This window comes from Burkholderia sp. BCC1993, from assembly GCF_905339865.1.
GTDB lineage: Bacteria > Pseudomonadota > Gammaproteobacteria > Burkholderiales > Burkholderiaceae > Burkholderia.
This window is the reverse complement of record NZ_CAJPGZ010000021.1, coordinates 152,833-171,957: the sequence shown is the minus strand read 5'-3', so window position 1 is coordinate 171,957 and position 19,125 is coordinate 152,833. Positions and strand designations below refer to the sequence as shown.

The 19,125-nt window shown below is 65.6% G+C and carries 18 protein-coding genes and 1 pseudogene; 11 read left to right on the top strand and 8 right to left on the bottom strand.

Going from position 1 to position 19,125, the window contains the following annotated elements:
* Positions 1–105 precede the first annotated feature (105 nt).
* Positions 106–423, top strand: a pseudogene (locus U4Y91_RS31010) (helix-turn-helix domain-containing protein); the annotation flags it as partial.
* A gap of 87 nt (positions 424–510) precedes the next feature.
* Here U4Y91_RS31010 and U4Y91_RS31005 read toward each other — a convergent pair.
* From U4Y91_RS31005 to U4Y91_RS30995, 3 genes are all read right to left on the bottom strand, one after another.
* Complete coding sequence (locus U4Y91_RS31005; RefSeq protein ID WP_321808253.1) at positions 511–3,609, bottom strand: efflux RND transporter permease subunit; 3,099 nt, start codon at positions 3,607–3,609, stop codon at positions 511–513.
* The gene (locus tag U4Y91_RS31000; protein ID WP_321808252.1) at positions 3,606–4,733 is read right to left on the bottom strand and encodes an efflux RND transporter periplasmic adaptor subunit; all 1,128 of its coding nucleotides are present in this window, start codon (positions 4,731–4,733) and stop codon (positions 3,606–3,608) included. Before U4Y91_RS31000 ends, U4Y91_RS31005 begins: the two co-directional genes overlap by 4 nt.
* 76 nt (positions 4,734–4,809) lie before the next feature.
* A complete protein-coding gene (locus U4Y91_RS30995) occupies positions 4,810–5,427 on the bottom strand; it encodes a TetR/AcrR family transcriptional regulator (RefSeq protein WP_321808251.1) in 618 nt (205 codons plus the stop codon).
* A gap of 98 nt (positions 5,428–5,525) precedes the next feature.
* Between U4Y91_RS30995 and U4Y91_RS30990 the strand changes: the two genes are divergently transcribed.
* Both U4Y91_RS30990 and U4Y91_RS30985 read left to right on the top strand, forming a co-directional pair.
* Positions 5,526–6,992 carry an efflux transporter outer membrane subunit gene (locus U4Y91_RS30990; protein WP_321808262.1) on the top strand — a complete coding sequence of 489 codons (1,467 nt, stop codon included), beginning with the start codon at positions 5,526–5,528 and terminating at the stop codon, positions 6,990–6,992.
* A gap of 865 nt (positions 6,993–7,857) precedes the next feature.
* Entirely contained in the window at positions 7,858–8,565 is a 708-nt protein-coding gene (locus tag U4Y91_RS30985; RefSeq protein WP_321808250.1) for an SDR family NAD(P)-dependent oxidoreductase, read from the top strand.
* 192 nt (positions 8,566–8,757) lie between these two features.
* Here U4Y91_RS30985 and U4Y91_RS30980 read toward each other — a convergent pair whose 3' ends face one another.
* Complete coding sequence (locus U4Y91_RS30980; RefSeq protein ID WP_321808249.1) at positions 8,758–9,690, bottom strand: LysR family transcriptional regulator; 933 nt, start codon at positions 9,688–9,690, stop codon at positions 8,758–8,760.
* A gap of 340 nt (positions 9,691–10,030) precedes the next feature.
* On the opposite strand from U4Y91_RS30980, the gene U4Y91_RS30975 reads away from it, so the two are divergent.
* From U4Y91_RS30975 to U4Y91_RS30950, 6 genes are all read left to right on the top strand, one after another.
* Positions 10,031–10,495 (top strand): RidA family protein, encoded by a 465-nt coding sequence (locus tag U4Y91_RS30975; RefSeq protein ID WP_321808248.1) that lies wholly within the window; start codon positions 10,031–10,033, stop codon positions 10,493–10,495.
* 271 nt (positions 10,496–10,766) lie between these two features.
* Positions 10,767–11,186 (top strand): organic hydroperoxide resistance protein, encoded by a 420-nt coding sequence (locus tag U4Y91_RS30970; protein WP_321808247.1) that lies wholly within the window; start codon positions 10,767–10,769, stop codon positions 11,184–11,186.
* 66 nt (positions 11,187–11,252) lie between these two features.
* On the top strand, positions 11,253–11,579 hold the full coding sequence (locus tag U4Y91_RS30965) for a DUF4148 domain-containing protein (protein ID WP_321808261.1): 327 nt from the start codon (positions 11,253–11,255) through the stop codon (positions 11,577–11,579).
* Between the two features lie 90 nt (positions 11,580–11,669).
* Entirely contained in the window at positions 11,670–11,996 is a 327-nt protein-coding gene (locus U4Y91_RS30960) for a DUF4148 domain-containing protein (protein ID WP_321808260.1), read from the top strand.
* A gap of 72 nt (positions 11,997–12,068) precedes the next feature.
* Positions 12,069–12,398 carry a DUF4148 domain-containing protein gene (locus tag U4Y91_RS30955; RefSeq protein ID WP_321808246.1) on the top strand — a complete coding sequence of 110 codons (330 nt, stop codon included), beginning with the start codon at positions 12,069–12,071 and terminating at the stop codon, positions 12,396–12,398.
* A gap of 139 nt (positions 12,399–12,537) precedes the next feature.
* Entirely contained in the window at positions 12,538–13,281 is a 744-nt protein-coding gene (locus tag U4Y91_RS30950) for a GNAT family N-acetyltransferase (protein WP_321808259.1), read from the top strand.
* A gap of 118 nt (positions 13,282–13,399) precedes the next feature.
* Here the strand turns inward: U4Y91_RS30950 and U4Y91_RS30945 are convergent, their stop codons facing one another.
* The 4 genes from U4Y91_RS30945 to U4Y91_RS30930 form a co-directional block, all read right to left on the bottom strand.
* Positions 13,400–13,855 carry a MarR family transcriptional regulator gene (locus U4Y91_RS30945; RefSeq protein ID WP_321808245.1) on the bottom strand — a complete coding sequence of 152 codons (456 nt, stop codon included), beginning with the start codon at positions 13,853–13,855 and terminating at the stop codon, positions 13,400–13,402.
* 126 nt (positions 13,856–13,981) lie between these two features.
* Positions 13,982–14,125 (bottom strand): hypothetical protein, encoded by a 144-nt coding sequence (locus U4Y91_RS30940; protein WP_321808244.1) that lies wholly within the window; start codon positions 14,123–14,125, stop codon positions 13,982–13,984.
* A complete protein-coding gene (locus tag U4Y91_RS30935) occupies positions 14,122–14,493 on the bottom strand; it encodes a GFA family protein (protein WP_321808243.1) in 372 nt (123 codons plus the stop codon). The genes U4Y91_RS30940 and U4Y91_RS30935 overlap by 4 nt, the downstream gene beginning before the upstream one ends.
* A 200-nt stretch (positions 14,494–14,693) precedes the next feature.
* Positions 14,694–15,794, bottom strand: a complete 1,101-nt coding sequence (locus tag U4Y91_RS30930; protein ID WP_321808242.1) for a nitronate monooxygenase — start codon at positions 15,792–15,794, stop codon at positions 14,694–14,696.
* 205 nt (positions 15,795–15,999) lie between these two features.
* On the opposite strand from U4Y91_RS30930, the gene U4Y91_RS30925 reads away from it, so the two are divergent.
* Complete coding sequence (locus tag U4Y91_RS30925; RefSeq protein WP_321808241.1) at positions 16,000–17,172, top strand: hypothetical protein; 1,173 nt, start codon at positions 16,000–16,002, stop codon at positions 17,170–17,172.
* 469 nt (positions 17,173–17,641) lie between these two features.
* Positions 17,642–19,099 carry an MFS transporter gene (locus tag U4Y91_RS30920; RefSeq protein ID WP_321808240.1) on the top strand — a complete coding sequence of 486 codons (1,458 nt, stop codon included), beginning with the start codon at positions 17,642–17,644 and terminating at the stop codon, positions 19,097–19,099.
* Positions 19,100–19,125 lie beyond the last annotated feature (26 nt).

Here is a 19,125-nt window from a genome sequence, read left to right as displayed (position 1 = left end):
GTTGTAGTGGCTAGATAGAAATGTCCGCTTTTGGCTACATAGAAATGTCCGCTTTCGGGCCGCGTAAGCTGTCCGGCCGCCGGGTGTCCGGCGCCGGAGGCTGCGATGGCTGCAACGGAGCGGATCACGATGACGATGCGCGAGCTGGACCGATTCAAGGTCATTCAGGACGTGGCGGACGGCAAGCTCAAGCCGTGGCGCGCGGCCGAACGGCTGGAATTGACGACGCGGCAGATTCGCCGGCTGGTCGCCCGGCTTCGGGAACACGGCGCAGCGGGTTTGGTATCGGGACACCGATCGAAGCCCGGCAATCGTCGGCTGGACCCAGGCGCCGCCGACCGGGCACTGTCGATCATCCGCGATCGCTACGCCGATTTCGGGCCGACGCTGGCCTGCGAGAAGCTGTGGGAGTGCCACGCATTGCGCGGAGTTGCGTTCCGGCCGGACACGTCGTTGCCGGTTCACATCGACGGCCCCGGGCGAGACCGTCATCGCCCGGAGCGCACATGCTTACATCGTCACGCTGGCGCTGGGTTCGAGCGCAGGATTGTTTTCCCCTGCCCCGGGACGGATCTTGAACCAGATCGAGTACATAGCCGGCAGAAACACCAACGTCAGAACCGTTCCGGCGAATGTTCCTCCGATAAGCGTATAAGCCAGCGTGCCCCAGAACACGGAATGGGTCAGCGGAATGAACGCAAGCATTGCGGCGACCGCAGTCAGGATCACGGGCCTCGAGCGCTGCAGCGTGGCCTCCACCACCGCATTGAACGGCGTCATGCCCGCGCGCGCGTTCTCTTCGATCTGGCCGATCAGGATCAGTGTGTTGCGCATCAGGATGCCGGAGAGCGCAATGAGTCCCACCAATGCGTTGATGCCGAAGGCCTGATTGAACAGCAGCAGTGTCGGCACCACGCCGATCAAACCCAGCGGACTGGTCGCGAACACCATCATGGTCGCGGAAATCGAGCGCGTCTGAAAAATGATGATGAGCAGCGTCAGCGCAATCATGATCGGGAACAGCGGCGCGAGCGCATTTGTCGCCTTGTTGGCCTCCTCGATGGAGCCGGCCTCCTCGATCCGGTAGCCGCCCGGCAGCTTCGCGATGATGGGCTGAAGCTGCGCGAGCATCGCGGTCGACACATCGGGCGGTTGCAACCCTTCGGCGATATCGCCGCGCACGGTGATCGTCGGCGTTCGATCGCGCCGGCGCAGGATCGGATCCTCCATGCGGATGTCGACTTTGCCGACCTGCGAGAGCGGCACCCGCTGCCCTGCGGCGCCGATCAGCGTGAATCCTTCGATCCGTTGCGGATCGAGCCGGATGTCTCCCGCCGAACGCGCGACAAGCTCCACCGAACGAATGTCCTCGCGCACGTGCGTGACGGGAATGCCGGTCAGCAGGAATTGCAGTTGTTGCGCGACCGAGCTGGACGTCAGTCCAAACGCCCCGAGACGATTTTGATCGAGCGTGAAATGCACGGTGGGAACGCGCGGCCCCCAGTCGGCGTTCACCGTTCGCATCATCGGGCTGGCGTTCATGGTCCGTTCGACCTGTGCTGCGATGGTGCGCAACGTCTGGGCGTCCGGGCCCATGACCCTGAACGCAACGGGGTAAGGCGAGTAAGGACCGAACACCAGCTGCGTGACGCGAACCTGCGCCCCGGGCACCAACCCTTCGGCGATGACCTTGCGCAGACGGAATTTGAGCGCTTCCCGTTGGCGCTCGTCATTCGTGCGGATCACGATCTTCGAGAAGGACGAATCCGGCAGCTCCGGTGACATGGCCAGATAGAAGCGCGGAGCGCCCTGCCCGATGTACGAGGTCACGATCTTCGCTTCCGGCTGCTTCGTGAGCCATGCCTCGACTTTTTCTGTTGCCGACGCGGTCTGCTCGATCGAAGTCCCATAGGGCATCTGTACTTCGACGAGCACTTCCGGGCGATCGGAAGTCGGGAAGAATTGCTTCTTCACCAGTCCCATGCCCATCACGGCGACCACGAACGATGCCACCACGATTCCCGCGACCATCCACTTGCGCGCGACCACGCGCCCGAGGAAGCGGCGAAAGCGCCGGTAGTTCGGCGTGTTGTAGATCGCCTCGTGGCCGCCTTCGATCACGGCAATGTCGGGTAACAGCTTGACGCCGAGGTACGGTGTGAAGACGACGGCCACGATCCACGAGGTGACCAGCGCGATGCCGACGATCCAGAACATGTTGCTGGTGTATTCGCCGGCCGTCGAGCGCGCAAAGCCATTCGGCATGAAGCCGACAGCCGTGACCAGCGTGCCCGACAGCATCGGTGCGGCCGTGTGGCTCCAGGCGTAAGCTGACGCCTGGACGCGGCTATAGCCCTCCTCCATTTTCACGACCATCATTTCGATGGCGATGATCGCGTCGTCAACGAGCAGGCCGAGCGCGAGAATCAGCGAACCGAGCGTGATGCGGTCGAAGCTCTTGCCCGTTGCGGCCATGACGACGAAGACGCCCGCGAGTGTCAGCGGCACCGCCGCCGACACGACGATGCCGACGCGCCATCCCATGCTCGCGAAGCTCACGACCATCACCACGAGCAGCGCGACAAAGAACTTCACCATGAATTCGTCGATGGCCGAATGGATGTTGACGGCCTGGTCGGTCACCTTCGTGAGGCTCACGCCCAGCGGCAGCCCGGCATTGATCGATGCGACTTCCGCGTCGAGCGCCTTGCCGAGGTTGAGCCCGTTCCAGCCGTCCCGCATCACGACGCCGAGGAGCAACGCCGGTTCGCCTTTGTTGCGAATCTGGAACGTGGCCGGGTCTTCATAACCGCGTTCGACGGTCGCCACATCGGAGAGCTTCAGCGTGCGGCCCTGAACGACGATCGGCGTGTCGCGGATGGTCTGCAGCTTGTCGAAGGCGCCTTCGACACGAATGAAGACCTGCGCGCCCGCCGTATCGATCGAACCAGCCGGCGTCAGAACGTTCTGGTTGTTCAACGCGGCAAAGATCTCCTGCGGCGTCACGCCGAGCGTCGCGAGCCGGTCGTGCGAAAACGACACATAGATCCGTTCCGCCTGCTCGCCGATGATGTTCACCTTCTTGACGCCCGCCACATGAAGGAGCCGCTGGCGCAATCCCTCGGCGTCGCGCACCAGCGATCGTTGCGGCTCGCCTTTCGCCTTGAGCGCGAACAGCGCGAACGTTACGTCGGAATACTCATCATTGACGAGCGGGCCGATCACCCCGGGCGGCAGGTTGCCCGCCTCGTCGTGCAGCTTCTTGCGCGCCTGATAGAACTCCTCGGGCACGTCCGCGGGCGGCGTACTGTCGAGCAAGGTCACGGTGGTGAAGGCCAGCCCCGGACGCGTATAGGTCTCGGTCCGGTCGTACCAGCGCAGCTCCTGCATGCGCTTTTCGAGCGGCTCGGCCACCTGGTCCTGCATTTCCTGCGCGGTCGCGCCGGGCCATGCCGTAATGACCGTCATCGACTTGACGGTGAACGGTGGATCTTCGGCCCGCCCCAGTTTCAGGAAGGCAATCACGCCGGCGATCGAAATCAGGATGATCAGAAACAGCGTGACCGAGCGCTCCCGCACCGCAAGAGCCGACAAATTGAAGCCGCTCATTGCGCCGCTCCTTGCGTGGAGACGGATGCCGCAGCCATCTTGTCGTTGGCGAGACGCACACGCTCTCCGTCGTGCAATAACTGGGCACCGAGCGCGACGACCTGGTCGCCTTCGCGAAGATCGCCAGTCACCGTCGCACTGTCGTCGCTCAATGCCGTGACACGAACCTTGTGCCAGGTCACACGCGACTGGGATCGATCGACGGTCCAGACACCGGTGCCGGCGCCCGTGCCCGGATCGAACAAGGCGCCGACCGGCACCACCACGCCGGCCTGTGTCCGGCCGGCATCGCCGGCGAGATCGATGGTCACGGTCGCGCCGAGCGGCGCATTCGAGAGCGCGCCCTCGAGGACGTACCTCGCCTCGTAGGTCCGTGTCAGCCGATCGGCAGAATCGGAGAGCTGGCGCAGGACGGCGGGAACAGGCTTCTGGTCCGCGCCGTAAAGCGTCGCCTCGGCAATCGAGCCGGATGCAGGACGCAACGTCTCGGGAAGCTGGACGACGGCCTCGCGGGGTCCGGCATGCGCGAGCCGCACGACGATTTGTCCCGGCGCGACTACCTGGCCCGGCTCCGCCAGCGTCTCGACCACCACGCCGTCGGCGTCCGCCATGACGACGGCGTATCCGGAAGCATTGTTGGCGAGCACGGCCTGCGCCTGCGCTGCGACGAGCTGGGCCCTGGCGGAATCGGCGGCCGCCTTGAGCTGGTCGTAGGTCGATGCCGACACCGCGCCCGCCCCGACGAGATCCCGATACCGCGCCTCGTCGGCAGCCGTCTGCATCGCGCGCGCCTGCGCAGCGTCCACGAGTTTCTGCTGCGCACGGGCCTGCAGCCCCAGATCGATCGGATCGATGCGCATCAGGGGCTGGCCGCGCTTGACCGTTTGGCCTGCGTCGACCAGTCGCTCGATGACTTTACCCTGTACCCGGAAACCGAGATCGCTCTGAACGCGGGCACCCACGACACCCGAAAACGACCGACTCGCACCCGCCGCGCCGTGAACGGCGCTTGTACGCACAAGTGGCGCCTCCGTACGCGGATCAGCAGCCGGATGCTCGCCGCATGCTGCGAGCGCAAGCGAAGCCAGGCCCAATGTGTAGACAAAACGATGGTGCCGGAACATGAGGTCCCCTCTCGCAAAGAACAGGAGACCTCATTCTGATACCAGTGACCAAATCAGTCAATGGTCACAACAAGATTCAAGGAGCGAGACTTCTGAGTACCAGGCTCGCGAGTTGGGCCGTCGCCTCTTCCGCACCATCGAGGTTGTACTGGAGCAGCAACGGATTGAAGTAAGGCTTCATCACCAGAACGATCGCATTCACCGCCTCGTCTGGCGGCGTCTTGCGTTCGAATTCGCCGGTTTCCCGTCCGAGCCGCAGGATATCGGCGACGAGTTGCCGGATCTGGTCCTCGTAGCCTTTGATCGAGGGCCAAGGCGACGCGGCCGCCTCGGCGGCGATATCGTAGAGCTTGCGATCCTGGAAGAAAAGCTGGCTTCCAGACGTAAGCAAGGTCTTGAACATACGGCGAAATTTCTCGGTTGCACTGCGCGCACCGTCGACATTTTCGCTGACTGCGGCCACGATCGCGGCGAGCCGATTGGCGCAAATGACTTGACCGATCGCCTGTTTGGAGTCGAAAAACTTGTAAATATAGGCTTTTGAAAACCCGATTTCCTTCGCGAGATCGGAGACCGTGGTTTTTTCGTAGCCGTAGCGGCTGAAGTATTCCGTTGCCGCGTCGACGATCTGGGCGCGAACTTCGTGGTCCGAGGGGCCACGGGACGAAGAGGTGGAGGGAGTCGGTTTGTTCATGCCTCAAGCTTAGTCCCACGCTCGCCAGTTGACAACGAGTGACCATATTGTATATTGGTCACTATATTTCCTCTCCCGTTGTCGCTCCCGAGATGATCATGCCCTTGCGCCGTCCACTTGTTCTCCTGACTAGCGTCGCCGCCCTTTCGGCGTGCGCCGTGGGTCCCGACTACCACCGCCCGGATGCGCCGCTGGCGCAGCATTACATGACCCAACCGCCCGCCCGCACGGCAAAGGCGCCGGTTGCCGACCTGTCCGCATGGTGGGAAAGCTTCAACGACCCGCTGCTCACGCATTACGTTTCGCTGGCGCTGGCCCAGAACCTGGACCTGGCCCAGGCCGTCGCGCAAATCACTCAGGCGCGTGCGCGCCTCGGCACGGCCAACGCGGCGCTCCTGCCGTCGGCCTCGGTTTCCGCGTCGGCGGCACGAGCCTATCAGTCTGTCGATACGCCGTTGGGGCAATTACTCAATGCCACGCCGGGGTACGAGCGCTGGGGCACCGCGTACGAAACCAACCTGGAGGCCGGTTGGGAGATCGACATTTTTGGCGGTCTGCGCCGTCAGCGTGAAGCCGCGCTCGCCGATTACTCGGCCACGCAGGCGGCGGCGGTCGCCACCCGACTTGCCGTCGCGGCCCAGACTGCGGATATCTACGTCACGATCCGAGGGCTCCAGGCCCGTCTGGATATCGCGACCCGGCAGGTGCAGACGCAGCAGGCGCTTCTCGCAGATGTGAAACTTCTGTATTCGAAGGGCGCGGCAGCCGACTATCAGGTTCAGCAGGCGCAAGGTGCGCTCGACCAGGTGCAGGCCAGCGTGCCCGTCCTCCTCGCGGCGCTTGATGCGGCGTCGAACGCCCTCGACGTGATGCTCGGTACATCTCCCGGCACGCACCAGGCAGAGCTGGGCTCGCCTGCCCCGATCCCCGTTGCGCGGTCGCTCGCGGAAATGGGCACGCCAGCCGATCTGCTGCAAAGACGTCCCGATCTGATCGCCGCCGAACGTCACCTCGCTGCCGCCAATGCGCGCATCGGCGCTGCGATCGGCGAGTACTACCCGACGGTCTCGCTGAACGCCTTCCTCGGCAGCGCGACTTCGGCCGCTGCCGGGACGTTGTTCTCGGGCGGCGCCAGCCAGGCGGCCGGCCTCGTCGGGCTGCGCTGGCGCCTGTTCGACTTCGCGCGCATCAGTGCCGATGTCGACGAGGCGAAAGGCGCCGACGCGCAAGCGCTCGCGGCATATCGGCAGGCCGTACTGCGCGCCTCCGAGGACGTCGAAAACTCGCTCTCGTCATTGGTGAATCGAGAGGTGCAGGCTGCCACGCTGTCGCATGCCGAGTCGTCGTTTTCCCGCGCCAAGGATTCCTCGATGACCGCGTACCGCAGCGGTGCAGCGAGTTTCATCGACGTATTGCACGCCAACGAGACCCTGCTCCAGGCCGCCGACGCGCGTGCACAGGCACAGACGGAATCCGCTCGTGCAGCGATCTCGACGTTCAAGGCGCTCGGCGGCGGCTGGGACCCGGCATCGCACGATGCGCAGACGTCGTTGACCTCACGCTGACGCCGCCGCCCTGCACTGGCGCGTGCAATGGAGCCTGCGCACGTTCCTGGTTCGCGCAATCGCGCACCGCGGGCGACTTGATTGCTCGGGGCGATTCGGTCTTTCGTCCAAAGCGCACGCGGAACGCGATGTGCAGCAACTCGATGGCGATGATCAAGGCGTCGTCCATAGATCCGCCGCGGTACCGGGTCGGTCAGACATCAGTCAGGTTGGTCGCTGAACCAAAGCCCTCGACGCCAGACCGGCTTGGAGATCGGCACGCAGATGCTTTCCCCGATCTCGAACCGCACTTTGCTCGACTGTTCTCCGAGGCTTGAGTCGGAGGCGGACGTGGGCGAGAAAAAGGAGACATACGGGCCGTTGCCATGATTGCAGTTCGATTCGATACGCCAATAGATGAGCAAGCCTGAGCCGCGGATGGCACAGGAGGCGTGTGCAGGTCAGGTCAGACGCGTTTTCGTATTCGCCGGTTTCGATTCATATCGATGCTATTGTGATAAGAAAAGTTATCCGGATGGCTCCGATAAACCATCGAAGTGCCCGACGCATCCGAGCACATCCGCGCGCGGCATTGACAGCATTTCCTCGCGCGAATCCCGGATTTCACGGCGATTCGACGCGCGGTGTCGCCCCCGATTGCAGCCTCGCTCACAGCTTCGTTCGCAGCCGCGTCGATCCCCCTTCCGCCGCAACGATCGCTGTCGCGGCCGTCCCGGTTCTTTCCTGCATTTGTTCCCGCGACGCAAGACTGTTGGTCCACGGTGGGTATTCGAACTCCGGTCCGACGTGCCTAAAGTCTGGTTCATCGGATTCATCGATCCGGTCGGCACCAACGCCGAAAACCAGTCACCTGTCGAGGCATATCATGAGCACATCCAAAGTCATCATCGTCACCGGCGCATCGCAAGGCATCGGCGCGGAGACGGTCAAAGCATTCCGCGCCCAGGGCCATCGGGTGGTCGCGACGTCCAGTTCGATCGGCGCGTCGGACGATCCCGGCCTGGTCACCGTCGCGGGCGACATCGGCGACCCGGCCGTCGCGCGGCGCGTGGTCGACACCGCACTCGAGCGCTTCGGCCGGGTCGACACGCTCGTCAACAACGCCGGCGTCTTCATCGCGAAGCCGTTTACGCAATACACCGCGGAAGACTATGCGGCCATCACCCGCGTGAACCTGGACGGTTTCTTCCACGTCACGCAGCGCGCGATCGCGGCGATGCAACGCAACGGCGGCGGACACGTGGTCAGCATCACGACGAGCCTCGTCGACCACGCGAACAGCAACGTGCCGTCGGTGCTCGCATCGCTGACGAAAGGCGGACTCAATGCGGCGACGAAGTCGCTCGCAATTGAGTACGCGAAGGCCGGCATCCGCGTGAACGCCGTGTCGCCCGGCATCATCAAGTCGCCGATGCATGCGCCCGACACGCACGCGACGCTCGCCTCGCTGCATCCGGTCGGCCGGATGGGCGAGATGAGCGACATCGTCGGCGCGATCCTGTATCTGGATTCGGCGCCGTTCGTTACCGGCGAGATCCTGCATGTGGATGGCGGTCAGAGCGCCGGGCATTGAGCGGCGACGATGGGAGACTGCGCTGACGCGAACAACGCGAACAACGCGAACAACGCGAACGGCGCGAACGGCGCGAACGGCGCGAACGGCGCGAACGGCGAGCGGAGCGCCGAGAGTGGCCGCCCGGCAACGGCGCAGCCGCGTCATTCGCGCCCCGCTCTGCCCCGTTGCCGGCATTCCCCCCGGACGCTGCTAGCGCGCCCGCTTGCCGGGCGCCTGTTGCAGATGTTCGACGAGAAAGTCGACGAAGACGCGCACGCGCGAAGACAGGTAGCGCGCATGGGGATACAGCAGCATGAACGGCCGCGACCGGCCGCCCTGGCCGGACAGCGCCTCCGTGAGCGTGCCTTCGCGCAGATCCTGGTCGACGATGAAGCGATAGGTCTGGAACAGGCCCGCACCGCTGCGCGCGAGCGTGACGCCGGCGAGGACGTCGCCCGACGTGCCGTAGCCGCCGGTCGTCGCGACGTCGATTTCCGCCGAGCCGTCGTTGAACAACCATGGAATCGGCCGGCCGCTGCTCGGGAGCTCGAACTGGATGCATTCGTGCGCGTGCAGATCGTCGACGGCGCGCGGCACGCCGGCGCGTTTCAGGTAGCCGGGCGTCGCGACGACAACGAGTTCCGCATCCTCCAGCTTGCGTGCGACCAGGCTCGAATCCGCCGGTGCGCGGCCGCGGATCGCAAGATCGAAACCCTCCTCGGCGAAGTCGATGTTGCGGTTGCTCAGATGCGTTTCGACGCGCACGTCCGGATATCGCTCGCGAAACGCGGGTAACAGCGGCAACACCCGATAGTGTCCGTACGGCGTCGGCATGCTGATGCGCAGCACGCCGGCCGGTGTGGCCTGCTGGCCCGTCGCTTCGCGCTCGGCGTCGACGAGCTGCGATAGCGCATCACGGCATTGCTCGAAATAGCGCCGGCCGGAATCGGTCAGGCGGATTTGTCGTGTCGTCCGCACGAACAGGCGTACGCCGAGACGCTCCTCGAGGCGCGCGACCGACCGGCTGACCGCGGCTGGCGTGACGCTCGCTGCCGTCGCCGCGAGCGTGAAGCTGCCGAGTTCCGCGGCCAGGCAGAACAGCTCGATGCTGCCGAGCAGCAGGTCGTCGAATTTTCTCTGCATGGGGCGGCTCCTGCTGCTTCGTGCGTGGCGTGGCCGGCAACGCGAACGTAGGCATCACGGAATCGCGCTCGCGGCGAGCCGGCGCGCGCCGTTTCGTCGCGTGACGCTGAAGCAGCGAGTGTGCATGAATCCCGGCCGGGAAACCAGCGTACCGACGAACGTCACCGGCAACCGTTCACGCCGCGTTGCGCCGCGCGCAATTCGTTACATCGCGTGTCGATTCAATTGCGCGAACGATATTTACCGGCGTCGACCGCCTCAATAGAGTGACTGACAGAGACCCGTGCGAGTGAATCTTCCGAGCCTGGGCGCCACTCAATCTTCCCCGAAGGAGCAAGCGATGACGATCGAACACAAGCTGGCCGAACTCGGCCTCACGTTACCCGAACCGCCGCAACCGCTCGGCAGCTATACGGCCGTCAGCGAAGCCGGCAATCTATTGTTCGTCTCCGGACAACTGCCGCTCGCCGACGGCAAAGTGGCCTATACGGGCCGCGTCGGCGAACGGCTGAGCGTCGATGACGGGCGGCATGCGGCGCAGCTCGCGGCGCTGAACGTGCTCGCGCAGATCCGCAAGCACCTCGGCGGGTTCGACCGCCTGCATCACATCGTGCGTGTCGAGGGGCACGTTGCGTCGGCCGACGGTTTCTACGGCCAGCCGGCCGTGATCGACGCCGCATCCGACCTGTTCGCCGCCGTGCTCGGCGACAAGGCCGGACACGCGCGCTCAGCCTTTTCCCAGCGCCAGTTGCCGGCCGACGCCGCCGTGATTCTGGTCGTGATCGCCGAATTCCGCCCGGCGTAGCCGCGTTGCCGTCGCACGGGCAGCCGCCGTTCCGACGGCGGCAGCCCTGCCCGCGACTGGAATTCCGTGCCACGCGATCTTTTTCGATATAAGGGATGGAACGCAGCAAACCCTTTCCCAACAAGGCTGTACACGATCCAGATACATTGAAATACAAAATATCGCATACGATTTAATCGAATCCGCTTGACGATGGTCGACGTCTCGACCAAACTGCATCGCATGCGATCTAATCGCATCAGATAAAACCTTCCACCTGACGGAGTGAACGATGAGCAAGATCGAAAAAGTGCTGTACACGGGCAAGACGCATACGACTTCCGGCGGCCGCGACGGCGCGGCGCGCAGTTCCGACGGCCGCCTCGACATCCAGCTGTCGTCGCCGGGCACTGCCGGCACCGGCACGAATCCGGAACAACTGTTCGCGGCCGGCTGGTCGGCCTGCTTCATCGGCGCGATGCAGCTCGCGGCGCGTGCGGCGAAGGTCACGCTGCCGGCCGATCTCGCGGTCGACGCGGAAGTGGACCTGGGCATGGGCGGCACCGCGTACTTCCTGCAGGCCCGCCTGAACGTGAGCGCGCCGGGGCTCGATCGTGACGTCGTGCAGCACATCGTCGACACCGCGCATCAGACCTGCCCGTACTCGAAAGCGACGCGCGGCAACATCGACGTCGAGATCCGCATCGTCTGAACGTTGAATCGGGCGGCCAGGCGCCGCCCTCCCGAATCTCCTGCCATTTTCTTGTCGAGGTAAATGATGAAGACCCAACTGATCGCCGCCCTGCTCGTCGCCGTGTCCGCTGCCGTTGCCGCGCCGGCCTTCGCCAGTGACGCCGTCGTGACCCGCGCGCAAGTGCGCGCCGAACTCGTGCAGCTCGAACGGACCGGCTACCCGCTGAACCGCGCCAGCGACGCGACCTACCCGGACAACCTGCAGGCCGCGCTGACGCAGATCCACGCGGACGACGCGGTGGCCAACGCACCGTCGAACGCGGGCTACGGCGTCGACGCAGTCGCGTCGACGCAGTCGGGCCGACGCGCGGTCGTGCAGATGGCCGAGCGTTCGATCTATTTCGGTCGTTGAGCGCGGCCCGCGATTCCGGACGAATCGCGCCGACATGCCGCACACGCCTGAACGCCTCGTTTCTTTCCATTGAATCTGTCGAGGTAAATGATGAAAACCCAAGTGATTGCTGCCCTTCTCGTTGCCGTATCCGCTGCCGTTGCCGCACCCGCCTTTGCCAATGAAGCCGTCGTGACGCGTGCGCAAGTGCGTACCGAGCTCGTCCAGCTGCAGCAAGCCGGCTATGTGCCGGGCCGCGCGAACGATCCGCACTATCCGGACGACCTGCAGGCCGCGCTGACGCGGATCCATGCGAACGACACCGCCGCAGCCGATACGGCGACGTCCGGTTACGGCAGCGATGCGGCAGCCGGCACGCAGTCGGGCAGCCGTCCCGTCACGCGTGTCGCCGAGCGCTCGATCTATTTCGGCCATTGAACGAAATCGCGATCGGCGCCGGTTGCCGGCGTGCGACGCTCACACTCCGATTACTCTTTTCTGTCGAGGTAAATGATGAAGACCCAACTGATTGCTGCCTTGCTCGTCGCCGTGTCCGTTTCCGCTGCCGCACCGGCATTCGCGACCGAAAGTACCGTCACGCGCGCGCAGGTGCGGGCAGAGCTGGCCGCGCTCCAGAAGGCCGGCTATCTGCCGAATCGCCCGAACGATCCGAACTATCCGGAGAATCTGCAGGCCGCGCTGAAGCGGGTTCGCGACAACGCTGCGACAACGGCCGATACCGAGGCATCCGGTTACGGCAGCGACGCCAACGGCGCGACCCAATACGGCAGCCGGAGCGCAATTCGCACGGCGGAGCGCTCGATCTACTTCGGTCATTGAGCACCGTGCTGAAGTCAACGACGTCTTTCGTCAAATAAAGCGTATGCGATGTAATCGCATACGCTTTTATTCGTTTGTGACCTGCGTGGACGATCGCGTCTATGCTGTGCGACGAACGACTTCAATCAGGGAGCACGCGATGCGGGAAGCAACGACGGGGAACGAAGGAAGCGGAGCGCATCCGCTCGACAACGCCGTGTGGCATGCGCTCGCCGGCGAGCAGCAGCGTTTTGCGCTCGGCGACGAGCGTACGCGGCGCTTTCCTCCCGAACTCGCGCCGTTTGCCGGCCTGGCCGACCGCAGCCCCGCCGCCTTCGACGCGTTGCGCGCATTGATCGACACGCACGGGCCCGCAGCACTGGTCACGCCTGACGAGATCCCGACGCCGGCCGGATGTTCCGTGGTCTGGCGCGCGGTGCTGCATCAGATGATCTGGCGCGGAACGCTTGACGATGCGCAGCCGCTGGAGCATGTCCGGCTGACTGAAACCGACGTACCGGCCATGCTCGAACTGATCGCGGCGACGGAGCCGGGTCCGTTCGGTCCGCGCACGATCGAATTCGGCGGCTATCTCGGTGTACGCAGAGAAGGACGGCTCGTGGCGATGGCCGGTCAGCGACTGAGGGCCGGCGGCCATACGGAGATCAGTGCCGTGTGCGTGGATCCCGCCTTTCGCGGCCAGGGCCTCGCGGCCGGACTGATCCGCGCATTGATCGCGACGATTCGCGCGCGGGCGGAAACACCGTTTCTGCATGTGCTGTCGTCGAATCGCGTCGCAATCGAGCGCTATATGGCGCTCGGTTTTACGATCCGTCGCGACATGCAATTGCTGGTGTTGGGGCGTGAGGAGGCCGGGACGGGCCAGCCGGCGCGTCAGCCGTAAGCAACCGACCGCAGCGTTGCAAAAGTCGGTCCGGACGGCCGGAAAAGGATGGACATTGCGGAGGAAGCCGGCGGCAGTCGCGTCGCCGGCGCGACTTCGAACCGGCGGTTGTTCGCGTTTACTCGTCGATCGAATCGATCAGGTTGCCGCGCAGCGTGACGATCGCCTTCTGCATCTTCGCGAATTCGTCGGGTTTGAGCCCGGTGGCTTCGACGAGATTCATGTCGAGCCCCTTCTCGCGTACGCGGCGACCGCTTTTCGTCAGGCTCACGACCACCTGACGCTCGTCCGACGGATCGCGGCGCCGTTCCAGATAACCCATCGCCTCGAGCTTCTTCAGGATCGGCGTCAGCGTGTTCGATTCGAGGAACAGCTTTTCGCCGAGCTGCCCGACCGTCTGGTCGCCCTCCTCCCACAGCGCAATGATCGTGATGTATTGCGTGTAAGTGAGGCCGAGCTCCTCGAGGATCGGCTTGTAGGCCTTGCCGAACGCGAGGTTCGTCGAGTAGATCGCAAAGCACAGGAACTCGGACAGCTTCGGCGTGGCGGGCGATTGGGTTTCGGTCGGTTTCATGAGCATCCTCCATCGACACGGGAGCGTGTCGCAGACGAATGCATTATATATCGCGTGCGATCTTATCGGAAGCATGATTATCGCTTCCGATCGACAGTGTGCGATGCGTGCGATGCCGGCTCACGCTCAGTCTCGATCGCCGTCGTTCCGGCCCCGGCGCTTGCCGTGCCGCTGCCGGCTGATTGACAGCAGCGAACACTGCACCGGATGCGCTATTTCGGTCGCGAGGCCGCCCGCGGCGAACAGCAGGATCATCAGCCAGCGTTTCATGCATCCTCCACGACGGACAGGCTCGCGCCGTCGGCGACGGTCGCGTCGAGCGCATACGGATCGACGCCTTCGAGGCAGCCGAGATTGACGCGCCAGCACGCGGGATCCTTGCGCGTCTGATGAAACGGGTAGACGCCGCACCGGCTGCAGAAAAAGTGACGGGCCGTGCGCGTGTTGAAACGGTAGGTCGTCAGCGCGTCCTCGCCTGCGACGATCTTCAGGTCGGCTGCGGCGAACATCGGGCTCATCAACGCGCCGCGACGGCGGCAAAGGCTGCAGTTGCAGCGAACGGCCGGCGCAAGCGCGGTCCGGACCTGGAATTTCACGGCGCCGCAATGGCAGGATCCGTTGAACCATGTAGCAGACATGTCGTGCTCCTCGAGAGGGGATGTCTGCTTTATAACGAACCCGGGCGGACGCGTTGTATCGCTCTGTATCCGCGCGGCGCGCAGACACAGAGCATTGCAATTTGGTCGCGGACGGTGCGGATTTCAGCGCATTCCGGCGCATTCCGGCGTCTTCCGGCACTTCCGCTGCGCGCCGGCGTGCGCATCGCGTGATCCGGCGCTCAGTCCAGCGCGTGCTGCAGCCGCGCGATGGCCGCCCGCGTCTCGCGCTCGAGCGTCGCGAACAGTTCCGCCGCCGGCAGCGACCGCACGAGCGGCGCCGCCTGCCCTGCCCACTGCGCGCCGTAGCCGAACTCGCCTTTCGCCTTCGCGGCCGCATGCAGCGCCTTGCCGGCGTCGTACGCGATCGGATAGGCGGGCGTCGCCGGGGCGTGCGGATCGTCGCCGAGCGCCGTCAGCCGGTTCGCGATGCCGCGCGCGACACGGCCGGAGATCGCGGTCGTGAAGGTCGTGCGGTGCGCCGCGTCGCCGAGAATCGCGCGGCGATAACCGTCGTCGATCGATGTTTCCGGACACGCGACGAACGCCGTGCCGAGTTGCGCGGCCTGCGCGCCGAGCGCGAGCGCCGCGGCGATGCCGTCGCCGTCCATGATGCCGCCGGCGGCGATCACCGGCAGCGCGCATTCGCGCACGAGCAGTCGCGTCAGCGCGAACGTGCCGAGCCGGTCGTCGTGCGCCGTCGAGTCGAATACGCCGCGGTGCCCGCCGGCCTCGATGCCCTGCGCGACGATCGCATCGATGCCGGCCGCGGCAATCTGCCGGGCTTCGTCGGGATGCGTCGCGGACGCGAACAGCGTGATGCCGGCGCGCTTGAGCATCGCAATCGCCTCGTCGGACGGCAACCCGAAATGAAAGCTCACGACCGCCGGTTTTTCCTCGAGCAGCATCGCGAGCATCGCATCGTCCGCGACGAAGCTCGTGTAGATCTCCGACAGTGACGCCGGCGGCGTCGCGCCGTATTCGCGGAACACCGGCGCGAGCCACTCGAGCCACGCGCGTTCGACGGCGGCATCGGCACGGGCCGGCTGGTGGCAGAACAGGTTGATGTTGAACGGCCGGTCGGTGAGCGTGCGCGTGTCGCGGATCATCTTGCGCGCGCCGTCGGCGTTCGTCGCGCCGACGCCGAGCGAGCCGAGCCCGCCCGCGTTCGACACGGCAGCCGCCAGCGCGGGCGTGCTGACGCCGGCCATCGGCGCCTGGATGATCGGAATGCGGACGCCGAGCGTGCGCAACAGCGTCCGGTTGTCGGTCGAGGGAATCATGTCGTGCGTCTCCTGTGGGCGGCGTGAACGCAAACGGGAAGCGTGCTGTGGGTGGCACGTGGGACGTGCCGGCGGGCCCGCGGTTCAAAAGTTCAGCGCTCAGGATAGCGGACCGGTAAAACGTATCCAAGTCTGCCGAACGGCATATGCCCCGTCGAGCCGCTTCGTGAAATACTGCGGCCACGCGTCCCAGCGGAACCCCGTGATGACCGAAATGCCCGCGATGCCCTCGTTCTGTTGCCCGATCATGCGTTTCGTGCTGACGTGCGTCGTGGCGTTGCTGGTCGCCGGGCCGGCGGCGGCTGCCTCGGCCACGGATGCCACGGACTCGCCGAGCGGGTCGCCCGTACCGGCAACGCGCTCGCCGCAACGCATCCTGTTCGTCGGCGACAGCCTCACGCACGGCCGTTACACGCCCGTGCGTTCGTACGGTGCGATGCATGCCGGCCGCCAGGCCGCAGGCGCCGCCGCGGCGCAGGTGATCGACGAGAACTTCGGGCAGACCGGCGCCCGCGCGGAACGCGAGTCGGGCCCGTGGGGCGGGATTCCGGGCATCTTCGCGCGGTTTGCCGTCGAAGCCGGGCTCGACTATGACGTCCATCTGGAAGCGATGTCGGCGACGAGTCTCGCCAAACACGACCGCGTTGCATCGGACGTGATCGACCGGCCTGTCTGGGACGCGGTCGTGCTGCAGGAGTTGAGCGCGAAGCCGCTGCCGTTCGCGCTCACCCATAGCCGTGCCAGCGATCCGGCCGCCTTCTGCGCGAGCGTCGCGAAGATCGCGCGCGGCATTCGCGCTGCTGCACCGCAAGCGCGCGTCTATCTGTACGAGACCTGGCCGGGCGCCGATCTCGCGAAGGCGCTGGCGGGCAAGCCGGGCAGCGCCGGCTTTCACGCGCGCTACGTCGAGCGTCTCGCCGACCTCGTCGCCGCGTATCGCGATGCATTCGAACGCGCCCGCCGGACCGATCCGTCGATCGTGGCCGTCGCGCCGGTCGGCCGCGCATGGCAGCGCGCGTGGATGGCGGGCGTCGCCGATCCCGATCCGTATGCGCCGTCCGGCGCGCCGCTGCTGTGGTACGGCATGCGCGCGCGGAGCGACCCGCCGGTCTCGCGGCCCGATTATCAGCATCCGGGCGTGACGGGCGCTTACCTCAGCGCGCTCGTGCTGTTCCAGCAGATCGCCGGCGTGGACGTGCGCACCCTGGGCGCGCGGGAGCAAGCAGCCGCGCAGCTCGGCATCGCGCCGGACCTGACGGTGAAGCTGCAGGCTGTTGCGTCGGAGACGGCGCGGCATGAACGGGCCGACGTCGGGGCCGGCACCAATGTCGGTGCGGCGGCGACAGACGGACGCTCCGATCCGTGCGCGTCGCAATGAGCCGGATGTGCGGACGAGCGGCGGCGCTGCACATTCCGTGCGTCGCAGCGATCGATAAACGCTGACGAACGCAAGGTCCTGCGGTGTCGCTCCGCCGTTCGTCGCGCGGCGTCGGTGGACTGCCTGAGGATACCGAACCGCGCGATACGCCACCACCGGCCGCCGAATCCGCGCAGCGCGGCCTATCGTTTTCCCTGCCCTGACCTTCCCGCCGCGGCCCGCCGCCCATCCGACGCCCGCCCCGCGGGCGTTTCGCAGCCTTTCTGCACAGGAAAGGATGCTTGAAGCATCCGCAATTATCGCGTCGCGCAAATTCGCCGACCATGTTTCGGACGATCGGCGCCATCCCGCGCATCCGGCCATTCGCGGGCCTTGCGGGCACGTGCGTCGCGTCGCGCGACCGGGCCCGTGATGCCGGCCGCGAACGGCCGGGCATCGCGCCACGGCAAATCGATAATCAGGAGACACGATGAACAGCCAATCCCTCGACCTTGGCGGCACCGCGGGCGGCCCCGCGTCCGCCGCATCGTCCGCGGCCCGGGCCGGCGCCGATGCGACGGCCCTTCCCGCCCGCGGCATCACGCTCGGCGAATTCATGGACGACCTGCCGGTCGGTGCGCTGCACCGGTTCGTCGTCTGGGTGATCGGCATCGGGCTGTTCTTCGACATGTACGAGATCTTCCTCGTCAGCACGATCGGCTCCGCGCTGCAGCACGAATACGGGCTCAGCCGGCAAAGCGCCGATTTCAAGCTGCTGCTGGCGTCGGCATTCATCGGGATGTTCGTCGGCGCGCTGTGTCTCGGCAGCCTCGCCGACCGCATCGGCCGGCGCAAGGCGTTCCTGATGACGCTCGTCTGGTACAGCGCGTTCTCGCTGATCGGCGCGTTCTCCGTGAACGCCGACATGCTCGTCGCATGCCGCTTCCTGACGGGTATCGGCGTTGGCGCCATCTACCCGGTCGCCGACAGCTTCCTGTCCGAAATCCTGCCGAAGGACAAGCGCGGGCGGCTTGCCGCATGGGCCTATACGACTTCGTACGTTGCGGTGCCGCTGGTCGGCTTCCTCGCGCTGTGGCTGAATCCGCTGCATGTCGCGGGCGTGGCGGGCTGGCGCATCATTCTCGCGATCGGCAGCCTCGGCGCCGTGTACGTGCTGCTGGTCCAGCACCGGATGCCGGAAAGCCCGCGCTGGCTGCTCGCGCAGGGCCGCACCGCGGATGCGCATGCCGCTGCACGGCGCTTCGCGGACAGCGCCGGCGTGCGCGTACCCGACCAGTTCGCCGCATCGGCCGAACCGCAGCGGCCGCTGCGCGTCGGCGAGCGCATCGCACTGCTGCGCCGCCGGCCCTACGGCGCGCGCTACCTGATGCTCGCGGTGTTTCACTTGTTCCAGGGCTTCGGCTATTACGGCTTCGGTACGCTCGCGAGCACGGTCGTCAAGAGCCGCGGGTTCGACGTGACCGACAGCACGCTGTTCATCGCACTGTCGTTCATCGGTTATCCGATCGGCTCGCTGCTGTCGATTCCGCTGCTGAACTGGATCGAGCGCCGCACGCTCGTGATCGTGTCGATCCTGTCGATCGCCGCGTTCGGGCTGTGCTTCGCGTATTCGGGCAATACGGCGCTGATCGTCTGTTTCGGTTTCCTGACGACATGTGCATCGAACGTGTTCAGCAACGCGTATCACGTGTATCAGGCGGAGATCTTCCCGGCGCGCGTGCGCTCGACCGCGATCGGCAGTACCTACTCGCTGTCGCGCGTCGTCAGCGGCGCGCTGCCGTTCGTGCTGCTGCCGGTGCTGGTCGAGCACGGTGCGGGTGCGATGTTCGGCGTGATCTCGGTCGCGCTCGGCATCGTCGCGGTCACGCTGCGCGTGCTCGGGCCGCTGACCACGCGGCGCAGCCAGGACGACATCAACCCGGTATGACGCGGTATGCGGCACGGGGCATGCGC

Bases quoted from the DNA above. Each gene is read 5' to 3' on its own strand.
- U4Y91_RS30945 (WP_321808245.1), bottom strand. From the start codon at position 13,855: ATGAAACCGACCGAAACCCAATCGCCCGCCACGCCGAAGCTGTCCGAG.
- U4Y91_RS30965 (WP_321808261.1), top strand. From the start codon at position 11,253: ATGAAGACCCAACTGATCGCCGCCCTGCTCGTCGCCGTGTCCGCTGCC.
- U4Y91_RS30935 (WP_321808243.1), bottom strand. From the start codon at position 14,493: ATGTCTGCTACATGGTTCAACGGATCCTGCCATTGCGGCGCCGTGAAA.
- U4Y91_RS30980 (WP_321808249.1), bottom strand. From the start codon at position 9,690: ATGCAGAGAAAATTCGACGACCTGCTGCTCGGCAGCATCGAGCTGTTC.
- U4Y91_RS30985 (WP_321808250.1), top strand. From the start codon at position 7,858: ATGAGCACATCCAAAGTCATCATCGTCACCGGCGCATCGCAAGGCATC.
- U4Y91_RS30920 (WP_321808240.1), top strand. From the start codon at position 17,642: ATGAACAGCCAATCCCTCGACCTTGGCGGCACCGCGGGCGGCCCCGCG.
- U4Y91_RS30930 (WP_321808242.1), bottom strand. From the start codon at position 15,794: ATGATTCCCTCGACCGACAACCGGACGCTGTTGCGCACGCTCGGCGTC.
- U4Y91_RS31005 (WP_321808253.1), bottom strand. From the start codon at position 3,609: ATGAGCGGCTTCAATTTGTCGGCTCTTGCGGTGCGGGAGCGCTCGGTC.
- U4Y91_RS30925 (WP_321808241.1), top strand. From the start codon at position 16,000: ATGACCGAAATGCCCGCGATGCCCTCGTTCTGTTGCCCGATCATGCGT.
- U4Y91_RS30950 (WP_321808259.1), top strand. From the start codon at position 12,538: ATGCGGGAAGCAACGACGGGGAACGAAGGAAGCGGAGCGCATCCGCTC.
- U4Y91_RS30995 (WP_321808251.1), bottom strand. From the start codon at position 5,427: ATGAACAAACCGACTCCCTCCACCTCTTCGTCCCGTGGCCCCTCGGAC.
- U4Y91_RS30955 (WP_321808246.1), top strand. From the start codon at position 12,069: ATGATGAAGACCCAACTGATTGCTGCCTTGCTCGTCGCCGTGTCCGTT.
- U4Y91_RS30960 (WP_321808260.1), top strand. From the start codon at position 11,670: ATGAAAACCCAAGTGATTGCTGCCCTTCTCGTTGCCGTATCCGCTGCC.
- U4Y91_RS30940 (WP_321808244.1), bottom strand. From the start codon at position 14,125: ATGAAACGCTGGCTGATGATCCTGCTGTTCGCCGCGGGCGGCCTCGCG.
- U4Y91_RS30990 (WP_321808262.1), top strand. From the start codon at position 5,526: ATGCCCTTGCGCCGTCCACTTGTTCTCCTGACTAGCGTCGCCGCCCTT.
- U4Y91_RS30975 (WP_321808248.1), top strand. From the start codon at position 10,031: ATGACGATCGAACACAAGCTGGCCGAACTCGGCCTCACGTTACCCGAA.
- U4Y91_RS31000 (WP_321808252.1), bottom strand. From the start codon at position 4,733: ATGTTCCGGCACCATCGTTTTGTCTACACATTGGGCCTGGCTTCGCTT.
- U4Y91_RS30970 (WP_321808247.1), top strand. From the start codon at position 10,767: ATGAGCAAGATCGAAAAAGTGCTGTACACGGGCAAGACGCATACGACT.